Source organism: Pantoea sp. Nvir (assembly GCF_009829915.1).
Lineage (GTDB): Bacteria > Pseudomonadota > Gammaproteobacteria > Enterobacterales > Enterobacteriaceae > Pantoea.
In genome coordinates this window covers 156,990-176,987 of record NZ_SZZW01000002.1, presented here as the reverse complement: position 1 = coordinate 176,987, position 19,998 = coordinate 156,990, and the positions used below count along the sequence as shown (strand labels likewise).

The following is a 19,998-nucleotide window of genomic DNA, read 5'->3' as shown; positions in this document are numbered from 1 at the left end:
CATCCTAACTATCCTATAAGCAGAAATTTTTATGTTTTTTAAGGAAATAAAATGAATAAGCAATTTCATTAGTCTAATGATTCTTAATGGTAAAGGCATTGGTAACGAGAATTTACGTACCGCGATAAGTGCGCTAGCTACGTAATGAAGTATTTATGATCTACGTACGTGTAACTTGGGAGAAAGGCTACATTGAAGTTATGCTGACGAAGCGATGCAGCTAGATGTTAAAACTGCCATTGCAGTTGGAGGAGATGGTACTATTAACGAAATTGCTACAGTGCTGGCTACGATTCAGAATATAAAAAGGCCTGCACTGGGTATTCTTCCACTTGGAATAGCGAACTATTTCTCTAATGGCGTAGGTATTCCTATCAAAATGCAAGCTGTACTGCGTCTAGTGCTCTAAGGTAAAGCCCATGTTATAGATTTAGCACGGGTAAATGAAGAGTATTATTTTATCAACATGGCTACTCGTGGCTTCGGCACGTGTATCATTAACGAAACGCTAGAAACACTAAAGTCCGTATATCGCTAAATGACATGACCTTTAATATAGATGGTGAAGCGCTCTCCGGCCGCGCATTTAAGATTGAGGTAATGCCAGGTGCACTCAGCTGTCACACTTCCATAGAAGTGTCTATTGCTAGTTTAAGGTTATTCTTTTTGAGTGATGTGAACTTTTCTACAACTTTTAAGTTAAAGTTTAGAACTTTAGTTAAGAACTAAAGATTAGTATCATAAGCTAAATATCAAAAACACAAGAGTGTCTCCATATCGCATGGAATGCTCTACTCCTCGAACTTTTCCCCGCTGTTTTATATGTTTTATATATGTAATATATACATTTCATTTAAAAAATACTGAAGTATTAGCTGTTGACTAAAGGCCATTTAATATAACGATATTAAAGTTATATTCTTTGTAATATTTCGTGGAGTAACTTCTTACTTAAGTTGACAATTGTTCAAGGTAAGAGCAGTATCAGGATAAGTAATGCAACGTATTTTAGTACCTATGTAAGTATCGATTACATATTTTTTATCGTAGTGTAGTCGAGCCCAGCTTACTGGGCAGCATTTACTGTAGTTTTTATTTATGTCTTATGGCCGCTGGTCCAGGAGGTATAATCATAAAACGGATCAACGCGCTTACTATTGCTGGTACCGATCCCAGTGGTGGTGCAGGTATTCAGGCTGATCTCAAGACCTTTTCAGCATTAGGAGCTTATGGGACTAGCGTTATTACTGCTTTAGTAGCGCAGAATACCTGCGGCGTGCAGTCTATCTACCGTATAGATCCCCACTTTATAGGCGCACAGATTGATTCAGTACTGAGTGACATACGTATCGATACTGCGAAAATTGGCATGCTGTTTGAAACAGCCATTGTACAGACAGTATCGGAAAAACTGAAAAGAATCGATATTCCCTTTGTAGTACTAGATACAGTTATGGTAGCAAAAAGCGGCGATCCTCTTTTTTCGTCCGGCACTATCGCCAGTATACGCGATCTGCTACTGCCACAGGTTTCTTTAATTACTCCGAACCTACCAGAAGCAGCGGCATTACTTGATTGTGCAATTGCACGTAAAGAAAACACCATGCTAAAACAGGGCGAGGCGTTGCTAGCACTCGGTTGCCAGGCTGTGCTGATGAAAGGCGGGCATCTTATCAACAGCAGTGACAGTCCGGACTGGTTGATCACGCGCCACGGAGCAGTGCGTTTCAGCATGCCACGAGTCAAAACTCACCATACGCACGGGACCGGCTGTTCGCTCTCCTCCGCACTGGCTGCATTGCGCCCACGCCATGAAAATTGGGCGCAAACTCTACGTGAAGCAAAAAAATGGCTACAGCAAGCATTAATGCATGCTGATACACTGGAAGTTGGTAAGGGAACTGGTCCAGTACACCATTTTTATCACTGGTGGTAGGAGGTGAGTATGATAGGTCATACATACTTTCTATCTAAAAATTCAATAATTAGAGCTGCTATATAGAGTAGCTAACTGTGAGCATAAATATCATTCTTCAGATGCTATAAAGAAATGAAATACTATTACACTCATAGTAAGTTACTAAAAAATTGATAATTTTTCATCCTTCTAACACTCACCCTAACATGATTTCAGTAAATAAATTAACTTATCTATCAATTTATTTAAAATCATTTAAATAATGACATAAAATATATGTATAAAAAATTGTTTAGTTGATTACTTAAACACAAGTTACTATCTTTAAATCTTAAACATAGCTGGAATACTACTTATGTTACCGCCTCTGATAAGAGTATGCGTTTATTTTTAAAAGACCGTTAATCTTTTCATAAAGTAGAAAGTAATATCATATAGGCCTTAGAATACATTTTCAATGTAGTAATATAGTATTGAATATAGTTAGTTTATTTTAAAAAAATCGGGTGCTATAACAATAGCACCCGATGAAGAATAATCAAAAAATCGACACATAAATTAAATTCTTCCGACTAAATCTAGAGATGGAAAGAGGGTTTTGTCTCCTTCTTTCCATTTAGCAGGGCAAACTTCGCCTGGGTGAGAAGCAACGTACTGAGCTGCTTTTACTTTGCGCAATAGGTCAGTTGCATCACGGCCGACACCTTCAGCAGTGATCTCAATCGCCTGAATGATACCTTTCTGGTCAACAATGAAAGTACCACGGTCTGCAAGTCCTTCATCCTCACGCATGATTTCAAAATTGCGAGTTAGCGCACCAGTCGGATCACCAATCATCGCATACTGAATTTTTCCGATTGTTGCAGAAAAATCGTGCCAAGCTTTGTGGGTAAAATGGGTGTCAGTAGAAACTGAGTAGAGTTCTATCCCTAATTTATAGAATTCTTCGTAATGGTCCGCCATGTCTCCTAATTCAGTGGGACAAACAAAGGTAAAATCAGCTGGATAAAAGAAGAAAACACTCCATTTACCTTCAACGTCTTTTTCAGTAATTGTTATAAACTGACCGTTTTTAAAAGCTTTATTTTTAAAAGGTTTAATTTTAGTATTAATAATAGACATCTAAATTCCTCCGCTAAAAATGTAATTTTTAAAAGAAATTCTCGAGATAATACTTATCTATTTTTAATCATATATACGAAAACTATGAAATGCGACAAGTAGCAACCGCTATTTTTAATAAAAGATAGTCGGGTTAGTTTCGTCAGTGCAGAAACATTAAGAAGCATATCGCCTGTACTTTGATGGTTAATTAGGGCGTCATAATTTACCGAAAAGTGACTTAAAAATTTCTATTTTAAAACCTAATAAAGAAGTATAAAAATTTTATTATTGGCAGTGAGTAGATTACTACTGCATATATTAAAAGGATAACAAGAAAAATATGTTATTATTTTTACTAAGTCCTGATAGTGTTTAATTGCTAAAGGAGTTGTTTTGAGTGCATCATCTAAAACTTGGAGATACCCGATATAGATAAAGTACTCACGTACCATAAACAACCTCATCAAGAATACTCACTTATAATTTTTATATCTACACTTTTTATTATTTTATGCATTACATTTAGATAAATGTGAAGTTCGATATTGTGATATCATACTCTAATTCTTTTTTTGTCGCTGTATTTAATAGTAACACAATAGTACTATCATATAGTTTGGATATAGACCTACCTTATATTTACGAAAGCTATGGCATGAGTTAACATCTAAGACCATTTGTTATTCAACAGAAAGCTACGTAACTATGACTCAAGTCCCTAAGAAAATAATGGTAACGTGTGCCCTACCATACGCAAACGGATCGATCCATATTGGCCACATGCTTGAGCATATTCAAGCTGATATTTGGGTACGTTACCAGCGAATGCGTGGTAATCAAGTTTACTTTATATGTGCAGATGACGCGCATGGTACGCCAGTTATGCTGAAAGCGCAGCAGCTAGGGATTTCTCCTGAGCAAATGATTACAGAAATTAATCAAGAACATCGCGCCGATTTTAATGGATTCAACATCAGCTACGACAACTATTATTCAACGCACAGCAAAGAGAATCGCGTGCTGTTGGAATTGATGTATACTCGTTTGAAAGAAAAAGGATTCATTAAAAAACGCAATATCTCTCAGCTCTACGATCCAGAAAAAAGGATGTTTCTTCCTGACCGTTTTGTAAAAGGTACCTGTCCGAGATGTAAAGCTCAGGATCAGTATGGCGATAACTGCGAAGTGTGTGGTGCAATCTACAGTACAATTGAGCTTATCAACCCAAAGTCGGTGGTTTCAGGTGCGACGCCGGAAATACGCAACTCCGATCACTTTTTCTTTGATCTGCCATCATTCAACATCATGTTACAATCGTGGACAAGCTCAGGAGCACTACAAGAGCAAGTAGCTAATAAAATGCAGGAGTGGTTCAGATGTGGACTGCAACAATGGAATATTTCACGTGATTCTCCCTATTTTGGCTTTGAGATCCCTGACGCGCCGGGTAAATATTTTTACGTCTGGCTAGATGCACCTATCGGCTATATGGGAGCGTTTAAAAATCTATGTGACAGGCGCGGAGATATCAATTTTGATGAGTTTTGGGATAAAAATTCCACTACCGAGCTTTATCACTTTATTGGCAAAGATATCGTCTACTTCCATAGCTTATTCTGGCCGGCAATACTAGAAGGGAGTGCTTTCCGTAAGCCTAATAATCTTTTTGTGCATGGTTATGTAACGGTAAACGGTACCAAAATGTCAAAATCACGTGGAACCTTTATCAAGGCTAGTAATTGGCTCCAGCACTTAGATGCCGATAGCCTACGTTACTACTACGCCGCCAAGCTTTCTTCGCGTCTTGATGATATCGATCTAAACCTAGAAGATTTCGTGCAGCGCGTCAATACTGATATCGTCAACAAGGTGGTTAACTTGGCGTCACGAAACGCTGGGTTCCTAACTAAACGTTTTAATGGGCAGCTATCGGACGAACTAGCGGATCCACGACTTTATAAGACTTTTCTTGATGCCTCTGAAGAGATTGGTACGGCTTGGGAGAACCGTGAGTTCAGCCGGGCCATCCGTAAAATTATAGCACTGGCTGATCTGGCAAACCGCTATGTAGATAAGAAGGCGCCGTGGGTGATAGCGAGAGAAGAAAGTCAAAATGCTGACCTGCAAGCGATATGCTCAATGGGCATTAACCTATTTCGTATACTGATGACTTGGTTGAAGCCAGTGTTACCAACCTTGAGTGAGCGTACTGAAGCCTTTCTTAATAAAGAACTGTACTGGGACGCCATCGCTCAACCATTACTTAACCATCAGATCATGCCGTTCAAAACCCTATATAGACGTATTGAAATAACTAAAGTAAACGCGGTGATAGAGATCGAAACTTCGGAAAAGGATGCTACAGTATCTAATAAACCTGTTACCGACTAGTTTCATCGGATGCATTAATTCATAACAAAAGATTATTATAGATAATAGATATGTCCTTGATAAAGTAGATAGGAGCATGGGTATCCCCATACGAATAGTACCCACTACAAAAACCACGCTGATGTTATCTTGTAATAAAATTTGTTATAGATTCTTAATTGATAGTTGGCAATCGAAAATCTTGAGATGCCGCTGGCATTCACGCCTTTTCTACCTAGGCTGTCCTTACTGTTAGAGAAAATACTAGACGTTTGTTGTTAGATTCATCCCGCATGTAAGATGAGCTGGGGATCTCCGTAAAAGATGGTGTTTTTAAATATCACGAGAGAGAAAGATCTTTATACAAATAAAAAAACTCTACCTTATCTTTATAGGTGGATCTAAAAAGCAATAATTAAGGCACATCCAACTATAGGGAGATGGTTGTGCCTTCAAGAATAGTCACAACTATTCTAATCGCTTAAAATGATGATTATTCCGTCTCTTGTATAATACTTCCTATACCACCAACGCTATCTGCGTATTGATTGATAGAGGACTAGTTGCGATATTTAACAGTATGGTGCCCATTATTTTCTATTTACAAACGCACTGCTTTTCTGTAAATCGCAATAATTCTACTGAATATGAAGTATGAAGCAAGCGAACCGGTGGGACTGAAGGATGTCAACAGCTAGTACGTATTCTATTTTAAAAAATCTTAAGAAAAGGCAAGATTTTAAAAAATTTTTCTCTCTAAATCCTATCTCTCGGTGAGAGATAGGATAGGATCGTGCACCACGCCATCCAAAAAAACGATTTGGTGTTTGCGCTTTTCCAAACAATACTATAACCGGAGCGTCTATTAATGGAACATGAGTACGAAAGTAAGCGTCCGTTGTATATCCCCCATGCTGGCCCAATCTTGCTGGAATTTCCCTTGCTCAACAAAGGCAGTGCGTTCACTATTAAAGAACGCAACGAATTTAATCTCAACGGATTATTACCTGAAGCTGTCGAGAGTATTGAAGAACAAGCTGAGCGTGCATGGCGTCAGTTTCAGGACTTTAAAAATAATAACGATAAACACGTCTATTTACGTAATATTCAGGACATTAATGAAACGCTTTTCTATCGACTACTCGACAACCATCTTGAAGAGATGATGCCCATCATCTATACGCCAACTGTCGGTGTGGCTTGTGAGCACTTTTCCGAGATTTACCGGCGCGCGCGCGGAGTTTTTATTTCCTATCCAAATCGTGATTGCATTGAAGATATGCTGCAGAACGCTACCAAGCAGAACGTGAAAGTGATCGTAGTGACCGACGGTGAACGTATTCTTGGCCTTGGTGATTTAGGCATAGGCGGCATGGGTATCCCCATTGGAAAATTATCTCTTTATACTGCCTGCGGCGGTATTTCACCTGCCTATACGCTCCCAGTAGTGCTAGATGCTGGCACCAATAATCAACAGTTGCTGACCGATCCACTCTATATGGGCTGGCGTCATCCACGCATCACCGGTGAAAAGTACCAATCCTTTGTTAATGATTTTATCCAAGCGGTGAAACGTCGCTGGCCGAATGTGCTACTACAGTTTGAAGATTTTGCCCAAAAAAATGCGATGGCACTACTACAGCGTTATCGCAACGAATTATGCTGCTTTAACGATGATATTCAAGGAACAGCTTCTGTAACAGTTGGCACGTTGATCGCTGCCAGCCGTGCAGCAGGCAGCCGACTGTGTGAACAGAAAGTGGTGTTCCTCGGCGCAGGTGCTGCAGGATGCGGCATTGCTGAACAAATAATTGCACACATGAAGTCTGAAGGATTAAGCGACGAAGAGGCACGTGAGCGCGTGATGATGGTGGATCGTGGTGGCCTACTAACCGATAGATTGCCTAATCTACTCGATTTCCAAAGTAAGCTAGCACAAAAAAGCAAAAATCTTAAAGAATGGGATACTACTAGTGATTCAATTTCATTATTTGAAGTAGTGTACAATACGCGACCAGATATTCTTATCGGCGTCTCTGGTCAACCAGGACTCTTTACCGAAGAAATCATCCGAGAAATGCACAAGCACTGTCCTAACCCTATTGTTATGCCACTCTCTAATCCAACATCACGTGCAGAAGCGACTCCAGCCGAAATTATTGCCTGGACGGACGGCAATGCGCTAGTGGCGACTGGTAGTCCCTTCTCTCCTGTAAACTGGAAAGGGAAAACCTATCCTATCGCGCAGTGTAATAACGCCTATATTTTCCCTGGCATCGGTCTAGGTGTGATCGCCTCCGGTGCTACACGTGTCACTGATTCAATGCTAATGATGGCGAGCCGTGCGCTGGCTGACTGTTCACCACTGGTAAATGAGGGCACAGGTCCAGTGTTACCGGAAATCAAAGATATTCAATGTGTTTCAAAAATTATTGCAATGGAAGTGGGTAAAGCATCACAGCTAGCAGGTGTGGCAGTAGTAACGTCAGCAGACGTACTACAGCATGCAGTCTTAAATAACTTCTGGTCGCCGCATTATCGTCACTATCGTCGTACTTCGATCTGAAAGTAAACGTTGATTGGAATGGACCGGGAAAGTGCTTAAAGAAAAGACTACATAAAATTAGTGGTATCTTACTTTAGTACAAGCCTTCAAGTAGCCTTGAGGCACTAATTTTCTTCTAACATTGAGCGATAGCACGTATGTTAAAATCCGGTTTTACTATTCTTTTTTTCGTCATTTTACTAATGATTGTGATCACTCTCAGTTTAGATCGCTGGATCAGCTGGAAAACCGCACCATATATATATGAAAATATCGAATTGCTGCCGCCTCGGCAGGTTGCAGTAGTGCTAGGAACTGCTAAGTACTACCGTACTGGTGTTTATAACCAGTATTACCTCTATCGCATTCAAGGTGCTTTGAACGCTTATAATAGAGGTAAGATTAGCTACCTTCTACTAAGCGGCGACAATGCTATGACTAGCTATAACGAACCTATGACCATGCGTCATGATCTAATTAAAGCTGGCGTCAATCCGCGAGATATAGTACTGGACTACGCTGGGTTTCGTACCCTTGATTCTATTGTACGTACCTGTAAGGTATTTGATATTAATGATTTCATCATCATTACTCAGCGATTCCACTGCGAACGTGCTCTATTTATTGCCCTACATATGGGCATTCAGGCTCAGTGCTATGCGGTAGCCTCGCCGAAGAATATATTCAGCGTACGTTTCCGCGAGGTAGGAGCACGACTTGGCACTTTAGTAGATCTTTATGTGATGAAACGCAAACCACGCTTTCTTGGACCACATCTACCTATTCCTACAGTACATAAGCGGGAAGATGCGCATAACTAAAACGATTTAGTCGCAAAATTAGTAGAAAACGTACAATAAGACATCATCATTATTAACCTAAATTAACCTAAATTTGCTTAGGGAGGTAGATCTTTTACAGCTTATTTTCTTCGTTCGTATTTCAGAGAATCTAGTGCTACCGCGAAGATAATTATGCTACCTTTAATAATATATTGCCAGTAAGGGCTAACGCCGATATAGGTTAAACCATAGTTAATAACGGTAAAAATAATCACACCAGTCACTACGCCTGTTACTGTTCCCAAGCCGCCTGCAAAGGAAACACCACCCACTACACATGCTGCGATAGCATCTAACTCATACATAAAGCCGAGATTATTGGTAGCACTGCCAATACGTCCCGCTTCTAGCATTCCTCCGAAGGCGTAGAATACAGCAGAAAGTGTATATACTAAAATAAGGTTAAAACGAACGTTAACACCAGAAACTTTTGCTGCTTCCGAGTTGCCACCGATAGCAAAAATATTTTTTCCAAAGCAAGTTTTGTTCCACAGAATCCATACTAAAATGATAGAAATGATTGCGTAAAAAGTGATATATGACACCTTAAAATTTCCAAAGTAGCAGAACCCTTGGGTAAACTTTGAGAAACGGCTATCGAAACCAGAGATAGGCGAGGCACCTAGGGAGTCATAATAGAGGGAGTTAATACCGTAAACAATAATCATGGTGCCAAGTGTGGTAATAAACGGTGTCACTTTGAGATAGGCGATAATCACACCGTTCACTAAACCAATAATAGCTCCGCTGAAGCATACCACTAGGACAACTACCGGAATTGGTACTGTATCCAACGTAGGGAATACCTTATTGATGTTATCCATAGACTGAAGTAAAGTCGAAGATATCACCGCCGCTAGGCCGACTTGACGACCTGCTGACAAGTCAGTACCCTGAGTGACGATTAACCCTGCTACCCCCAGTGCAATAATAATACGCACTGAGGACTGAGTGAGGATATTACTCAGATTTATTAGATTTAAAAATGTTGGATCTCGGAAAACAATAATAACCAATAAAACCATTAGCACAACATAAATACCGTTTTCTCTCAGCCAGGTTAGCGCATTCTTTTTCATATTAACAGGCCTTGCTTTATTAAAGGTATAATGACGCTAAACGCAATATTTCATTCTGCGTGGTTTTCTTGGTATCTAAAATGCTGACTACCTTACCATTACTCATGACGAGAATGCGATCGGTAATACCCAACAGCTCTGGCATTTCTGAGGAAATAATAATAATACCTTTCTTTTTTTTTGCCAATTCAATAATGAGTTGGTAGATTTCAAACTTAGCTCCAACGTCAATACCGCGTGTTGGTTCATCTAACATCAATATTTCAGGTTGAGCTAATAACCAGCGGCCAATAATTACTTTTTGTTGGTTTCCTCCTGAAAGAAACCTGATTTGCGTACTATGGTCTAATGTCTTCACACTCATAGCTTCAATAACCCATTGGGTATCGTTTTTCATCTTTTTATTATCTAGTAACCCTATTTTATTTTTATATTTATAAATATTAGAGATTAATGAATTAAATTTCACATCTAGAAAGGCATAAATACCAGTAAAGCGGCGCTCTTCAGTTACCAACGCAAAACCGTTCTTAATAGCTTTGTTGGGACTGGTATTATTAATCTCCTTACCGTACAGTTTGATAGTGCCACTGACCTTTTCGCGCATGCCGAATAGGGTCTCGACGATATCAGTACGTTTGGCACCTACTAATCCAGCAATACCCAGGATCTCCCCTTTATGCAAATAAAATGAGACATCTTGAATTGACGGCTGACGCAGAGCAGTTAAATTACATACTTCAAGAATAACTTCTCCTGGCATATTACTCTTGTGCGGGAATCGCTGGTTAAGAGAACGACCAACCATCATGGCAGTAATTTCCTCCATACCTAAGCTTTTCAGCTTCTGAGTAGTAATGCACTGCCCGTCGCGCAGAATCGTAATTTCATCACACAGTTGAAAAATTTCTTCCATCTTATGAGATATATAAATAATGCCGCAACCGGAATCTTTCAACTTACGAATTATAGTAAAAAGATGGATTATCTCTTTTTCGGTTAATGACGAGGTAGGCTCATCCATGATGATAATTTTGGCGTTATAGGAAAATGCTTTAGCAATTTCGATCATCTGCATCTGTGAGATAGAAAGATTGACTACCTTGTGGTATGGATCGATATCAATGCCTAGTTCTTTAAATATTGCTTTAGTATCACTATACATTTTATTTTGATTGATAAAGGGTCCCTTTTGGGGATAGCGTCCCAACCATATATTGTCCATAACCGAGCACTGTAAAACAAGATTTAGTTCCTGATGCACCATTGAAACGCCGTTTTTCAGCGCTTCTTTTGAACTTTGAAAATCAATTGCTTTACCTTGATACAGGATATTTCCTGTATCTTTTTTATAAATACCAAACAGGCATTTTAATAATGTTGATTTACCGGAACCATTTTCACCTACCAATGCGTGAACAGAGTAAGGCCGTACTTTTAAGTTTATATTATCTAAAGCTTTTACTCCTGGAAATGATTTTGATATATTCGCCATTTCCAGCAGATATTCACTCTGTACAGTCAGATCATCACTGCCCATAATTTACCTGGCTAAAGGGGTTTGGTCATCTGAAAAGGGGTATGGCTTGGCGGTACCCTCACGGACAGAATTTTATTCTTGGAATTGAGAAAGGTTGTCTTTATCAACTGCGATATAAGGCACACGAACGATTTTTTCAACAATTGCAAAGTTGGTGCCTTCCGTCGCTGCTTTGCCGTCGGCTAAATTTTTCGCCACATCTAGCGTTGCTTGCGCCTGGCGTTTAGCATCATTCAGCACAGTGCCTACTAATGCTCCAGATTTTACCAGCGTCAGCGCTTCTGGAAGCGCATCGACTCCGAACACTGGAATTAAAGTCTTATTGTGGGATTTCAGCGCTTCAATTGCTCCCATTGCCATGGCATCGTTATTAGCAATTACTACTTCAATTTTGCTGGCGTACGGGCTGGAGAGCCAAGCGTCCATTTTATCTTTGGCCTGAGCGGTATCCCACATCGCGGTATCCATTAATAACTGCTGCGTTTTAATATCGTCCTTGTTCAGGGTGTCAATAACGTATTTAGTACGCGCTTCAGCATCCGGATGGCCAGGTTCACCTTTTAGCATTACAAACTGGATTTGACCGTCTTTATTAAGGTCCCAGTTTGGAGACATTTTCCAGTGCTTCTCAATTAATTTACCCTGAATAATACCTGATTCTTTAGAGTCAGCACCAACATAGTAAGCTTTATCATAGCTGTTCAGCACCTTCATGCTGGGTTCTTTGTTAAAGAAAACTATTGGAATATCGTTGCTTCGTGCTTTATCAATTACTACTGCAGCAGCAGCTGGATCAACTAAATTAATCGCTAGCGACTTCACACCTTTTGCTATCAGTACATCAATTTGGTCATTTTGTTTAGACTGGTCATTCTGCGAGTCATTCATCAACAGTTGTATGCCACCAATTTTTTTAGCTTCTTTCTCAATGTCCTTGCGCACCATAGACATAAAATTATCATCATATTTATAGATAGCAACTCCTATACGCGTATCTGCTGCATAGGTTGTTGCTCCGAATACCATACTGGTAACTAAAAAAATTATGAACGCAAAAACCTTCTTATTCATAAGATCTCCGATTTTTATAGGGAAATACATAGCTCCTTCCTCACTCTTAACATAAGAGTAAGCGGAGTCTTTATTAAAACATAATGCGTCGAATTAATTAAAAAAATAAGTGGGCAACATCACACTAAGATGCTAAACTACGATTAGGGACTTTTTTCTTTGTGCGATACATTTTATTAAAAACGATGCCCACCACCTTAACAGCTTGCCGAAGCAACACCAGGTGTGCTTATCACGTCATTATACAGTATCTCATACTGAGGAAATATCATTGTATATAGTAAGTACAATGTTAATTAACTGTGAATGTAATCACATATTATAAATACTTACATACAACTCTTGACCACATTAGTGATCTAATCTGCATTTTCAATTATGCCGTCGAATGATGGCGTTCTATATTTGATAGTAAAGGTGGATTACGCACTTGTACCGGGCTAACTGCGACACTACTCAGCATAAGTAATATACTCCACTGCAACAAAGCATTTCAAAATAAAACAGATGCCTTTATTATGTTAACCCTCACAAGCAGCGCTTGTGCCCTCGCTACCGTTGTTATCTTTTTTAAAGAAGCAAAATTTCTGTGAGGGGGTTACATTGAGTCCTAATAGTAAATACATCCGTCTTCCCTTGTAGGACTATACTAGTCGACATTAGAATACCTATAATGTTATTGAATCCCATAAATTAATGAGCGGATCTTATTATACTTTATAGTTAGATTTTGCATACGTTACATAACAATAGTTAATACACTGGAGAAGGCACTGCAAATGCCATTCTCAGGAATGGCAAGTTAGTAAAGTAAAAACGTCACACATAAAGCAGACAGTTATGTACAATATATAACTTTATAATAATTATCATTATTTGAAACGCAGCATTACTTATGTTAATATACAACGGTATATAAAATATACGTGTGTCTATGTAATGTACATTACATATCATACAATAGTAATTCAAACGGGCTATTTATAACAAAAATAAATCAGAAAACTTCTCTTCTATTCCCACGTCACAACCCAACCAACCGTATGAAACATTGCGGATTAATTTTTCATATAGAAAAATAAAAATATGTCGACTATCAGAGACTGATGCCTACCACATGGTAGTAATAGTTGTAATCTAGAGTTACTTGTTACTACTAAATTCTAGAGAATAATAAATCAAGAAATGCCTATTTAGGCTAACTTCAAGGTAATAAACAAAGTTAGGAAAAACACTCCCTGTTGAATAACAGAATACTTAAAACTAAGTAACCACATAATCAAAGCCAGTGCGAAATAACATCATAGATCCTACTAACTAATCTCTTAAATTGGAAGAAGAGGCAAGCATTAACCGCTATGTAATTTCCACATGTCGCACTGTACGCAAGAATTCCTGACGGGCACTTTGACTCGACTTAAACAGTCCACCTAGAGAGGTTGTAGTGGTGGCACTGTTAGCGTCATTTACGCCACGTGCTTTTACGCAATAGTGCACTGCATCAATAGAAACAGCAACACTATTGGTGCCGAGAAGAGTTTGTAGAGCTACAAGAACTTGCTGGGTTAGACGCTCTTGCACCTGTGGACGCTGGGAGAAGAATCGCACAATGCGATTAATTTTAGATAAACCAATGATCTTGTCTTTTGGGATGTAAGCTACGGTAGCTTTACCATCAATTGTTACAAAGTGATGCTCGCAAGTGCTAATCAGTGTGATGTCGCGTACTGTTACCATTTCATCAACTTTCATTTTGTTTTTGATAACTGTGATTTTCGGAAAATTAGAATAATCTAAACCGGAGAAAATTTCATCTACATACATTTTAGCCATACGATATGGTGTCTCTATTAAGCTATCATCTCCAAGATCTAAATTTAGTAGCTGTATAACTTCGGTCATATGGCTAGCAATTAGGCGTTTACGGTTTTCATAACCCATTTTAGTTGCTAATGTATGTAACGGTGTTTCTAGGCCTCGCGCTAGTAGCATTTCGTGAACCAAGATAGCTTCTTGACTCAGGGTGCTCATCGTAATCATCTCCATAAATATAAAAACCCACCGGAGAGATCAGCAGGCTCCATTCTGGTACACATTGTGTAGCTTTCTATTTAATTAATCTACTAATAAATCATTATTTCTACGAAAGTTATTGATAATGTCTTTTAAAATACCAGTAAACTAGATTGGCAATAAAAAACATCTATCTTAAATAAAAAACTAACTGCATCGTGATCCCACGCAGGGTCTTCCACATATCTCACCATTCGCTTTCAGCTTATTGAGCTTAAATAAATTAAATAACTTACATCAAATCCTTCATAAAATGCATAGATCTTCCAATGTAGTGCATTTTCCTATTACAAATAGGCAGTATATGGGTTCTTAACGTATGGCAACGAGTGAACCAGTTGAAAATTTTTTTCGCTTCGTTAGGAGAGAGACAGCATCAATGTACCCGATAACTCTACTGGAGCCCTATCATCGGTTCTTTTACAGAAAGTTACTATATTATTAGCGACCGGTACAGGTTGAAAACATTTGGATAGGTAACCCTTTACCTCCAGTAAAATTCAACAAATGCGCCACTGTTTGTAAAAATCTAACTAATTGCCACCAATACCTTTTACATAATCCTCTAAATTATATTAGATTAATATTGATTGGAACGTGGTACTCTCGATAAGTACTTAGGCATAAGTATGAAGGCATAGAGGAAAAAGAAAATCACGATTCATCTTAAAACACCAATATATCATATTTATTCTAATACACATAGTCAGTAACCCATAAAACATGTTCTATCTTTTGGCTATTTTCCTAACTGTGTCGCGTTAATCTCAATTAATCAATTGATCGGTGTGTCATTCACATGGTAATGCACGTTGATAATTAATTAATAAGAATAGAATATATCCTAGCTACTGGAACCATGAAAAGAAAAATGAATATTTATAATAGATAGATAACGATGATAACGACACTAGCAGCTGGATATCACGGCAGCTGTATAAAGTAAGATTCCCTATACCCGGGGTCGAAATGAAAAAAAATTCCTGATCGCACCTCATGATTTTTTTAAATAGTCAAACTTTGTATATTGGGAATTGCATTTCTCTATATTTCACGAAACGGGTGCCACATATTAGCCTGTATCCCATCCAGATAATTAAAAAAAGCGGGATTCCAATATAAGTAGCGGTAACGCCGTACCAGTCGATATGATTTGCAAGGAATGCTTTATAGTTCTGGCCGAAAGTAATACTCAGGGAGAGAACAAAGGAGAAAATTGGACCAAGCGGAAAAAAGCTAGAACGGTAAGGCAGATGAAGATGGCTATTACCCTGTGCAATATAGCCGCGTCGAAAGCGATAATGGCTAATGGCAATGCCAAGCCAAGCGATAAAACCGGTCACGCCTGAAGTATTTAGCAACCATAGGTATACTTCCTGGTTGCTGAATTTCGAGGTTAGGAAGCAGAGTCCTGCCAGCATAGTAGTAGCTAGTAGTGCGTTACGCGGTACCCCTCCTTTCGATAGCTTTGCAAAAATGCGCGGTGCTTTACCTTCATTGGCTAAATTATATAACATACGCGTTGAAGCATACATGCCCGAGTTTCCAGCTGATAACACTGCAGTTAGTATTACCACGTTCATTACCGCTGCTGCTAACATCAGCCCCGCATTTTTGAATACTAATGTAAAAGGACTGATACTGATAGCCGTAACGTTATTATTCAGCAGTAGTGGATCGTTATAAGGTAGAATTAAACTGATGATTAGAATAGCGAGGATATAGAACAGCAAAATACGCCAAAAAACCTGGCGCACCGCGCGCGGAATATTTTTTGCCGGATCCTTAGATTCACCTGCAGCAATTCCAATAATCTCAGTACCTTGAAAAGAAAATCCTACAATCATCGCCACGCCTATCATGGCAGAAAAACCACCTGCAAATGGTGCTTCACCAACATGCCAGTTATGCCAGCCAACATGTTCACCGCCATGTAGGATACCAAGGATTATCAACATACCGACTATGATAAAAATAATGATGGCTATCACCTTAATCAGCGAGAACCAGTATTCAGCTTCACCAAATCCTTTCACTGAAATATAGTTAAGCAGAAATATTAGGATAAGGAAGAGTGCGCTCCAGATCCAACCCGGCGTATTAGGGAACCAGTAATCCATTACTAACTGTGAAGCCACGAGATCCACAGCGATAGTCACGGCCCAGTTGTACCAGTAGTTCCATCCCAAAGAAAAACCAAAACCCTCTTCTACATATTTTGAACCATAAGTAGCAAAGGATCCGGAAACCGGCATAAAGGCTGCAAGTTCTCCGAGGCTTGTCATCAAGCAGTATACCATTAAACCAATCAATCCATAGGAAAGTAGCGCACCGCCAGGTCCTGCCTGCGATATGATAGCACCTGAGGCTACGAAGAGACCAGTGCCGATCGACCCGCCAATGGCAATCATCGTCAAGTGACGTTCTTTTAAATCACGTCGTAAAGTAGATTGTTGTGTTTTATTTGCTTTTTTATGCATGTGCACACACTATCTCTCTTCTAGAAATTCACTTTATTCTAGACAGAACTGACATAATATGTTCTGCCATGCATTAGCTTCACGGTCGTCGCCGAATTACAAGAAAAACTACTATATTGTCTACTGAAAATAGAAAAGAAGTATTTCTATTAGTGGCAATACTGTATGGCGTGCGTTCATAACTAGATCATCTTCTAACCAAAATTGACTATTCATTAAGTCATTTAGTTCGATTTATTAATTAAACGGTCATGGACGCAGAAAGAGACTAATTACGCCAATTATATCCCATTACCGATACTCAGTTTCAGTTATAGGAGAGGAAAATTCCGAACATAGACTGCTATTCACCATAAAAATGGTCAAAGGATTCTTTGATAGTACTACTTGCGTAGATATATATTGTGCTATTTTCACTGCTTAATACATGCGATGTAGATAATTACAATACCGGTAAAATATAATTTACAGGTCCTAGATATTCTCCTTTTCTCCTTGCATTCATTATACAACATATCGTGAATATTTACCTCAGTAGTAGCATTCGACAAATATACTCACTTGTCAGTATTATATTTTACTACCTGTTTCTTATTAAACAGTTTGTAAAAAACCTACTCATAAGTAGTAGTCATGGAGCATTTACAACACTGTTTTTCTCCTGATACCAATCTTTTTATAAAAGATTTCTTACATTTTCATTTTAAGATTATTGATAAATATCACATTTTAGATGGTAATTACTGGTCATACAGTTAGAGTTAAGGAATAAAACAGGCAATATTAACTATTTATGTAATTCTGCTTGAGCAGTGAGTACTGTTTTACAGTCGCAGCCCAAGACGTCGTCAATCTATAAAGTGTGCCACTAGATTTATGGCCTCGTACAACTGTTTAATTGTTTTATTATCTACCAATTTTAAAGTCTAATGATATTAACAAAAATTCTAATTTGATGCGGGTATTATTGAAAGGATATGTACATGTATCCAAGTACGTTATTTTCACCTGCTGTTTTGCGCTAGTACGAAAATAAATAATGCTTGCGCAGAATATGATTTTTCCCCAGAGTGAATGGTTTATTTTTTATCGGGTACAGGTCAATCTACTGGAGTAGTATTTTACAAGTTAAGCATGTTGAATATGACGTATTAGGCCCCGTTTAACTAGGTATTTTTAGGAGAAAGCGGCATGAAATATATCGGCGCACACGTTAGTGCTGCTGGAGGCCTGGATCAGGCAGTGATCCGTGCACATGAACTAGAAGCTACCGCTTTTACCCTGTTTACCAAGAATCAAAGGCAGTGGAAAGCGACACCACTCTCTACTTTTACAATTGACGCATTTAAATCTGCATGTAAAAAATATAATTTTGGTTCACACCAGATTTTACCACATGATAGCTTTCTAATTAACCTCGGTCATCCAGTCATAGATGCACTAGAAAAATCGCGTGAAGCCTTCATTGATGAAATGCAGCGTGCTGAACGACTAGGTTTAACACTGCTTAACTTTCATCCAGGTAGCCATCTACATCAGATAGAGGAAAATGCTTGTTTGAAGCGCATTGCCGAATCAATAAATATTGCATTAGATAAAACTTCACAGGTAACAGCAGTAATTGAGAACACAGCTGGGCAGGGTAGCAATATGGGTTTCCGTTTCGAACATCTGACAACTATTATAGAACATATTGAAGATAAATCTCGCATAGGTGTTTGTATCGATACTTGTCATGCCTTCGCAAGTGGCTACGATCTACGTACTGAAGAGGCATGTGAAAAGACTTTTACCGCTTTTGAGAATATTGTCGGCTTTCAGTATCTGCGCGGCATGCACCTTAACGATGCTAAAAGCTGCCTTGGTAGTCGTGTTGATCGTCATCATAGTTTAGGTGCAGGCAATATCGGAACAACAGTATTTAGTTGGCTCATGCAAGATCAGCGCTTTAATGGTATTCCAATGATACTTGAAACCATCAATCCGGATATCTGGAAAGATGAGATTGCGTGGTTAAAATCACAGCAGAAAAATCAAAAAAATAGTTTATTGTATCTCTCTTAATCTTTTAAGTGCTGTTTTAAAGCAAGCAGCATAGGTAATAGGTAGAAGAAACCAACGGCCTGTGTGAATTATAGCAGACCGTAGTTTTTTTTAATTCTGTCCCGTTATTTTATACTCAACTAATTTAGTCTTATTGCGTACCCGTGATAATTAATATTTAGTAACTCAACACCAGCGTTAGCATGTTCATTTTAAAAATGAACAATAGATATGCCACCTGCCATCCTTCTTGAGGTACATGGTGTCAGCAGAGACACACCTTTGAAAGGTGTGTTGGTGCACAGCAGTATTGTGTTCTCTATGTCTGTACCTACCAGTAAACGACTAGCATAATATCCGACCGTACTACCCTCTCTCTATATATATCATCTATCATCGACAAGCGAGAATTCGCAATGAAACCAGCTGAATGTTTGATACGGCTTATCAAGCTAAGCTTAACTTAGTAAGTACTGAAGTATTTGGTGACCAGTTTAGTGAACTTAGGATGCGGTATCCTAACGCATCTTGACTTACATCAAGTAGAATCGAAAATCAATAGAGGACTGCACAACATCTTAACTTCAAGCTGATAGCTATCAGCTGATCTGGTAATAGATACAAAAATACTGCTAAAATAAGAAACGATTTGCTAGCTCTTACTAGATGTAATAAAATGTGACAGAGTAACCATTTTACATACAACTAGGAGATTCAAAAAAGATACAAGATTTTACCTTGTAGTACTATATTGTATCATAACACCAGTTATGAACTCTTAAATAGCATATGTAATTTGTAGGGGTACATCTTGCATAAATAAGTATTTAAACCAATGAATCGCATGTTAAAATTTGCGATAATAGGCCTTATTAACCTGATTATTAACCTAATAGTTTCGGCCGATAGCTTAATGCAGGTGTCTGTCATATT

At 38.6% G+C, this 19,998-nt stretch carries 10 protein-coding genes and 2 pseudogenes; 6 read left to right on the top strand and 6 right to left on the bottom strand.

The window, feature by feature from the left end:
* Window positions 1-211: 211 nt before the first annotated feature.
* Window positions 212-409 (top strand): annotated as a pseudogene (locus tag FD729_RS05385) (diacylglycerol kinase family protein); the annotation flags it as partial.
* Window positions 410-1,132: 723 nt separating this feature from the next.
* The gene (gene thiD, locus FD729_RS02545) at window positions 1,133-1,936 is read left to right on the top strand and encodes a bifunctional hydroxymethylpyrimidine kinase/phosphomethylpyrimidine kinase (RefSeq protein ID WP_159931792.1); all 804 of its coding nucleotides are present in this window, start codon (window positions 1,133-1,135) and stop codon (window positions 1,934-1,936) included.
* A gap of 540 nt (window positions 1,937-2,476) precedes the next feature.
* On the opposite strand, the gene ahpC is transcribed toward thiD, so the two are convergent.
* Complete coding sequence (gene ahpC / locus FD729_RS02540) at window positions 2,477-3,040, bottom strand: alkyl hydroperoxide reductase subunit C (RefSeq protein WP_159931718.1); 564 nt, start codon at window positions 3,038-3,040, stop codon at window positions 2,477-2,479.
* Between the two features lie 687 nt (window positions 3,041-3,727).
* Between ahpC and metG the strand changes: the two are divergent.
* The 3 genes and pseudogenes from metG to sanA form a co-directional block, all read left to right on the top strand.
* Window positions 3,728-5,330: pseudogene (gene metG, locus FD729_RS02535) on the top strand (methionine--tRNA ligase); the annotation flags it as partial.
* 930 nt (window positions 5,331-6,260) lie between these two features.
* Entirely contained in the window at window positions 6,261-7,958 is a 1,698-nt protein-coding gene (locus tag FD729_RS02530) for an NAD-dependent malic enzyme (RefSeq protein WP_159931717.1), read from the top strand.
* 137 nt (window positions 7,959-8,095) lie between these two features.
* Window positions 8,096-8,758 (top strand): outer membrane permeability protein SanA, encoded by a 663-nt coding sequence (sanA, locus tag FD729_RS02525; RefSeq protein ID WP_159931716.1) that lies wholly within the window; start codon window positions 8,096-8,098, stop codon window positions 8,756-8,758.
* A gap of 101 nt (window positions 8,759-8,859) precedes the next feature.
* Here sanA and mglC read toward each other — a convergent pair whose 3' ends face one another.
* The 5 genes from mglC to FD729_RS02500 form a co-directional block, all read right to left on the bottom strand.
* Entirely contained in the window at window positions 8,860-9,858 is a 999-nt protein-coding gene (mglC, locus tag FD729_RS02520; RefSeq protein ID WP_159931715.1) for a galactose/methyl galactoside ABC transporter permease MglC, read from the bottom strand.
* 19 nt (window positions 9,859-9,877) lie between these two features.
* The gene (gene mglA / locus FD729_RS02515; protein ID WP_159931714.1) at window positions 9,878-11,398 is read right to left on the bottom strand and encodes a galactose/methyl galactoside ABC transporter ATP-binding protein MglA; all 1,521 of its coding nucleotides are present in this window, start codon (window positions 11,396-11,398) and stop codon (window positions 9,878-9,880) included.
* Window positions 11,399-11,470: 72 nt separating this feature from the next.
* Window positions 11,471-12,469: a galactose/glucose ABC transporter substrate-binding protein MglB gene (gene mglB / locus FD729_RS02510; RefSeq protein WP_159931713.1), complete on the bottom strand. Its 999-nt coding sequence runs from the start codon at window positions 12,467-12,469 to the stop codon at window positions 11,471-11,473.
* Window positions 12,470-13,825: 1,356 nt separating this feature from the next.
* Window positions 13,826-14,500: a GTP cyclohydrolase I FolE gene (folE, locus tag FD729_RS02505; RefSeq protein WP_159931712.1), complete on the bottom strand. Its 675-nt coding sequence runs from the start codon at window positions 14,498-14,500 to the stop codon at window positions 13,826-13,828.
* 1,055 nt (window positions 14,501-15,555) lie between these two features.
* The gene (locus FD729_RS02500; protein WP_159931711.1) at window positions 15,556-17,022 is read right to left on the bottom strand and encodes an amino acid permease; all 1,467 of its coding nucleotides are present in this window, start codon (window positions 17,020-17,022) and stop codon (window positions 15,556-15,558) included.
* 1,191 nt (window positions 17,023-18,213) lie between these two features.
* On the opposite strand from FD729_RS02500, the gene nfo reads away from it, so the two are divergent.
* On the top strand, window positions 18,214-19,086 hold the full coding sequence (nfo, locus tag FD729_RS02495; RefSeq protein WP_159931710.1) for a deoxyribonuclease IV: 873 nt from the start codon (window positions 18,214-18,216) through the stop codon (window positions 19,084-19,086).
* Window positions 19,087-19,998 lie beyond the last annotated feature (912 nt).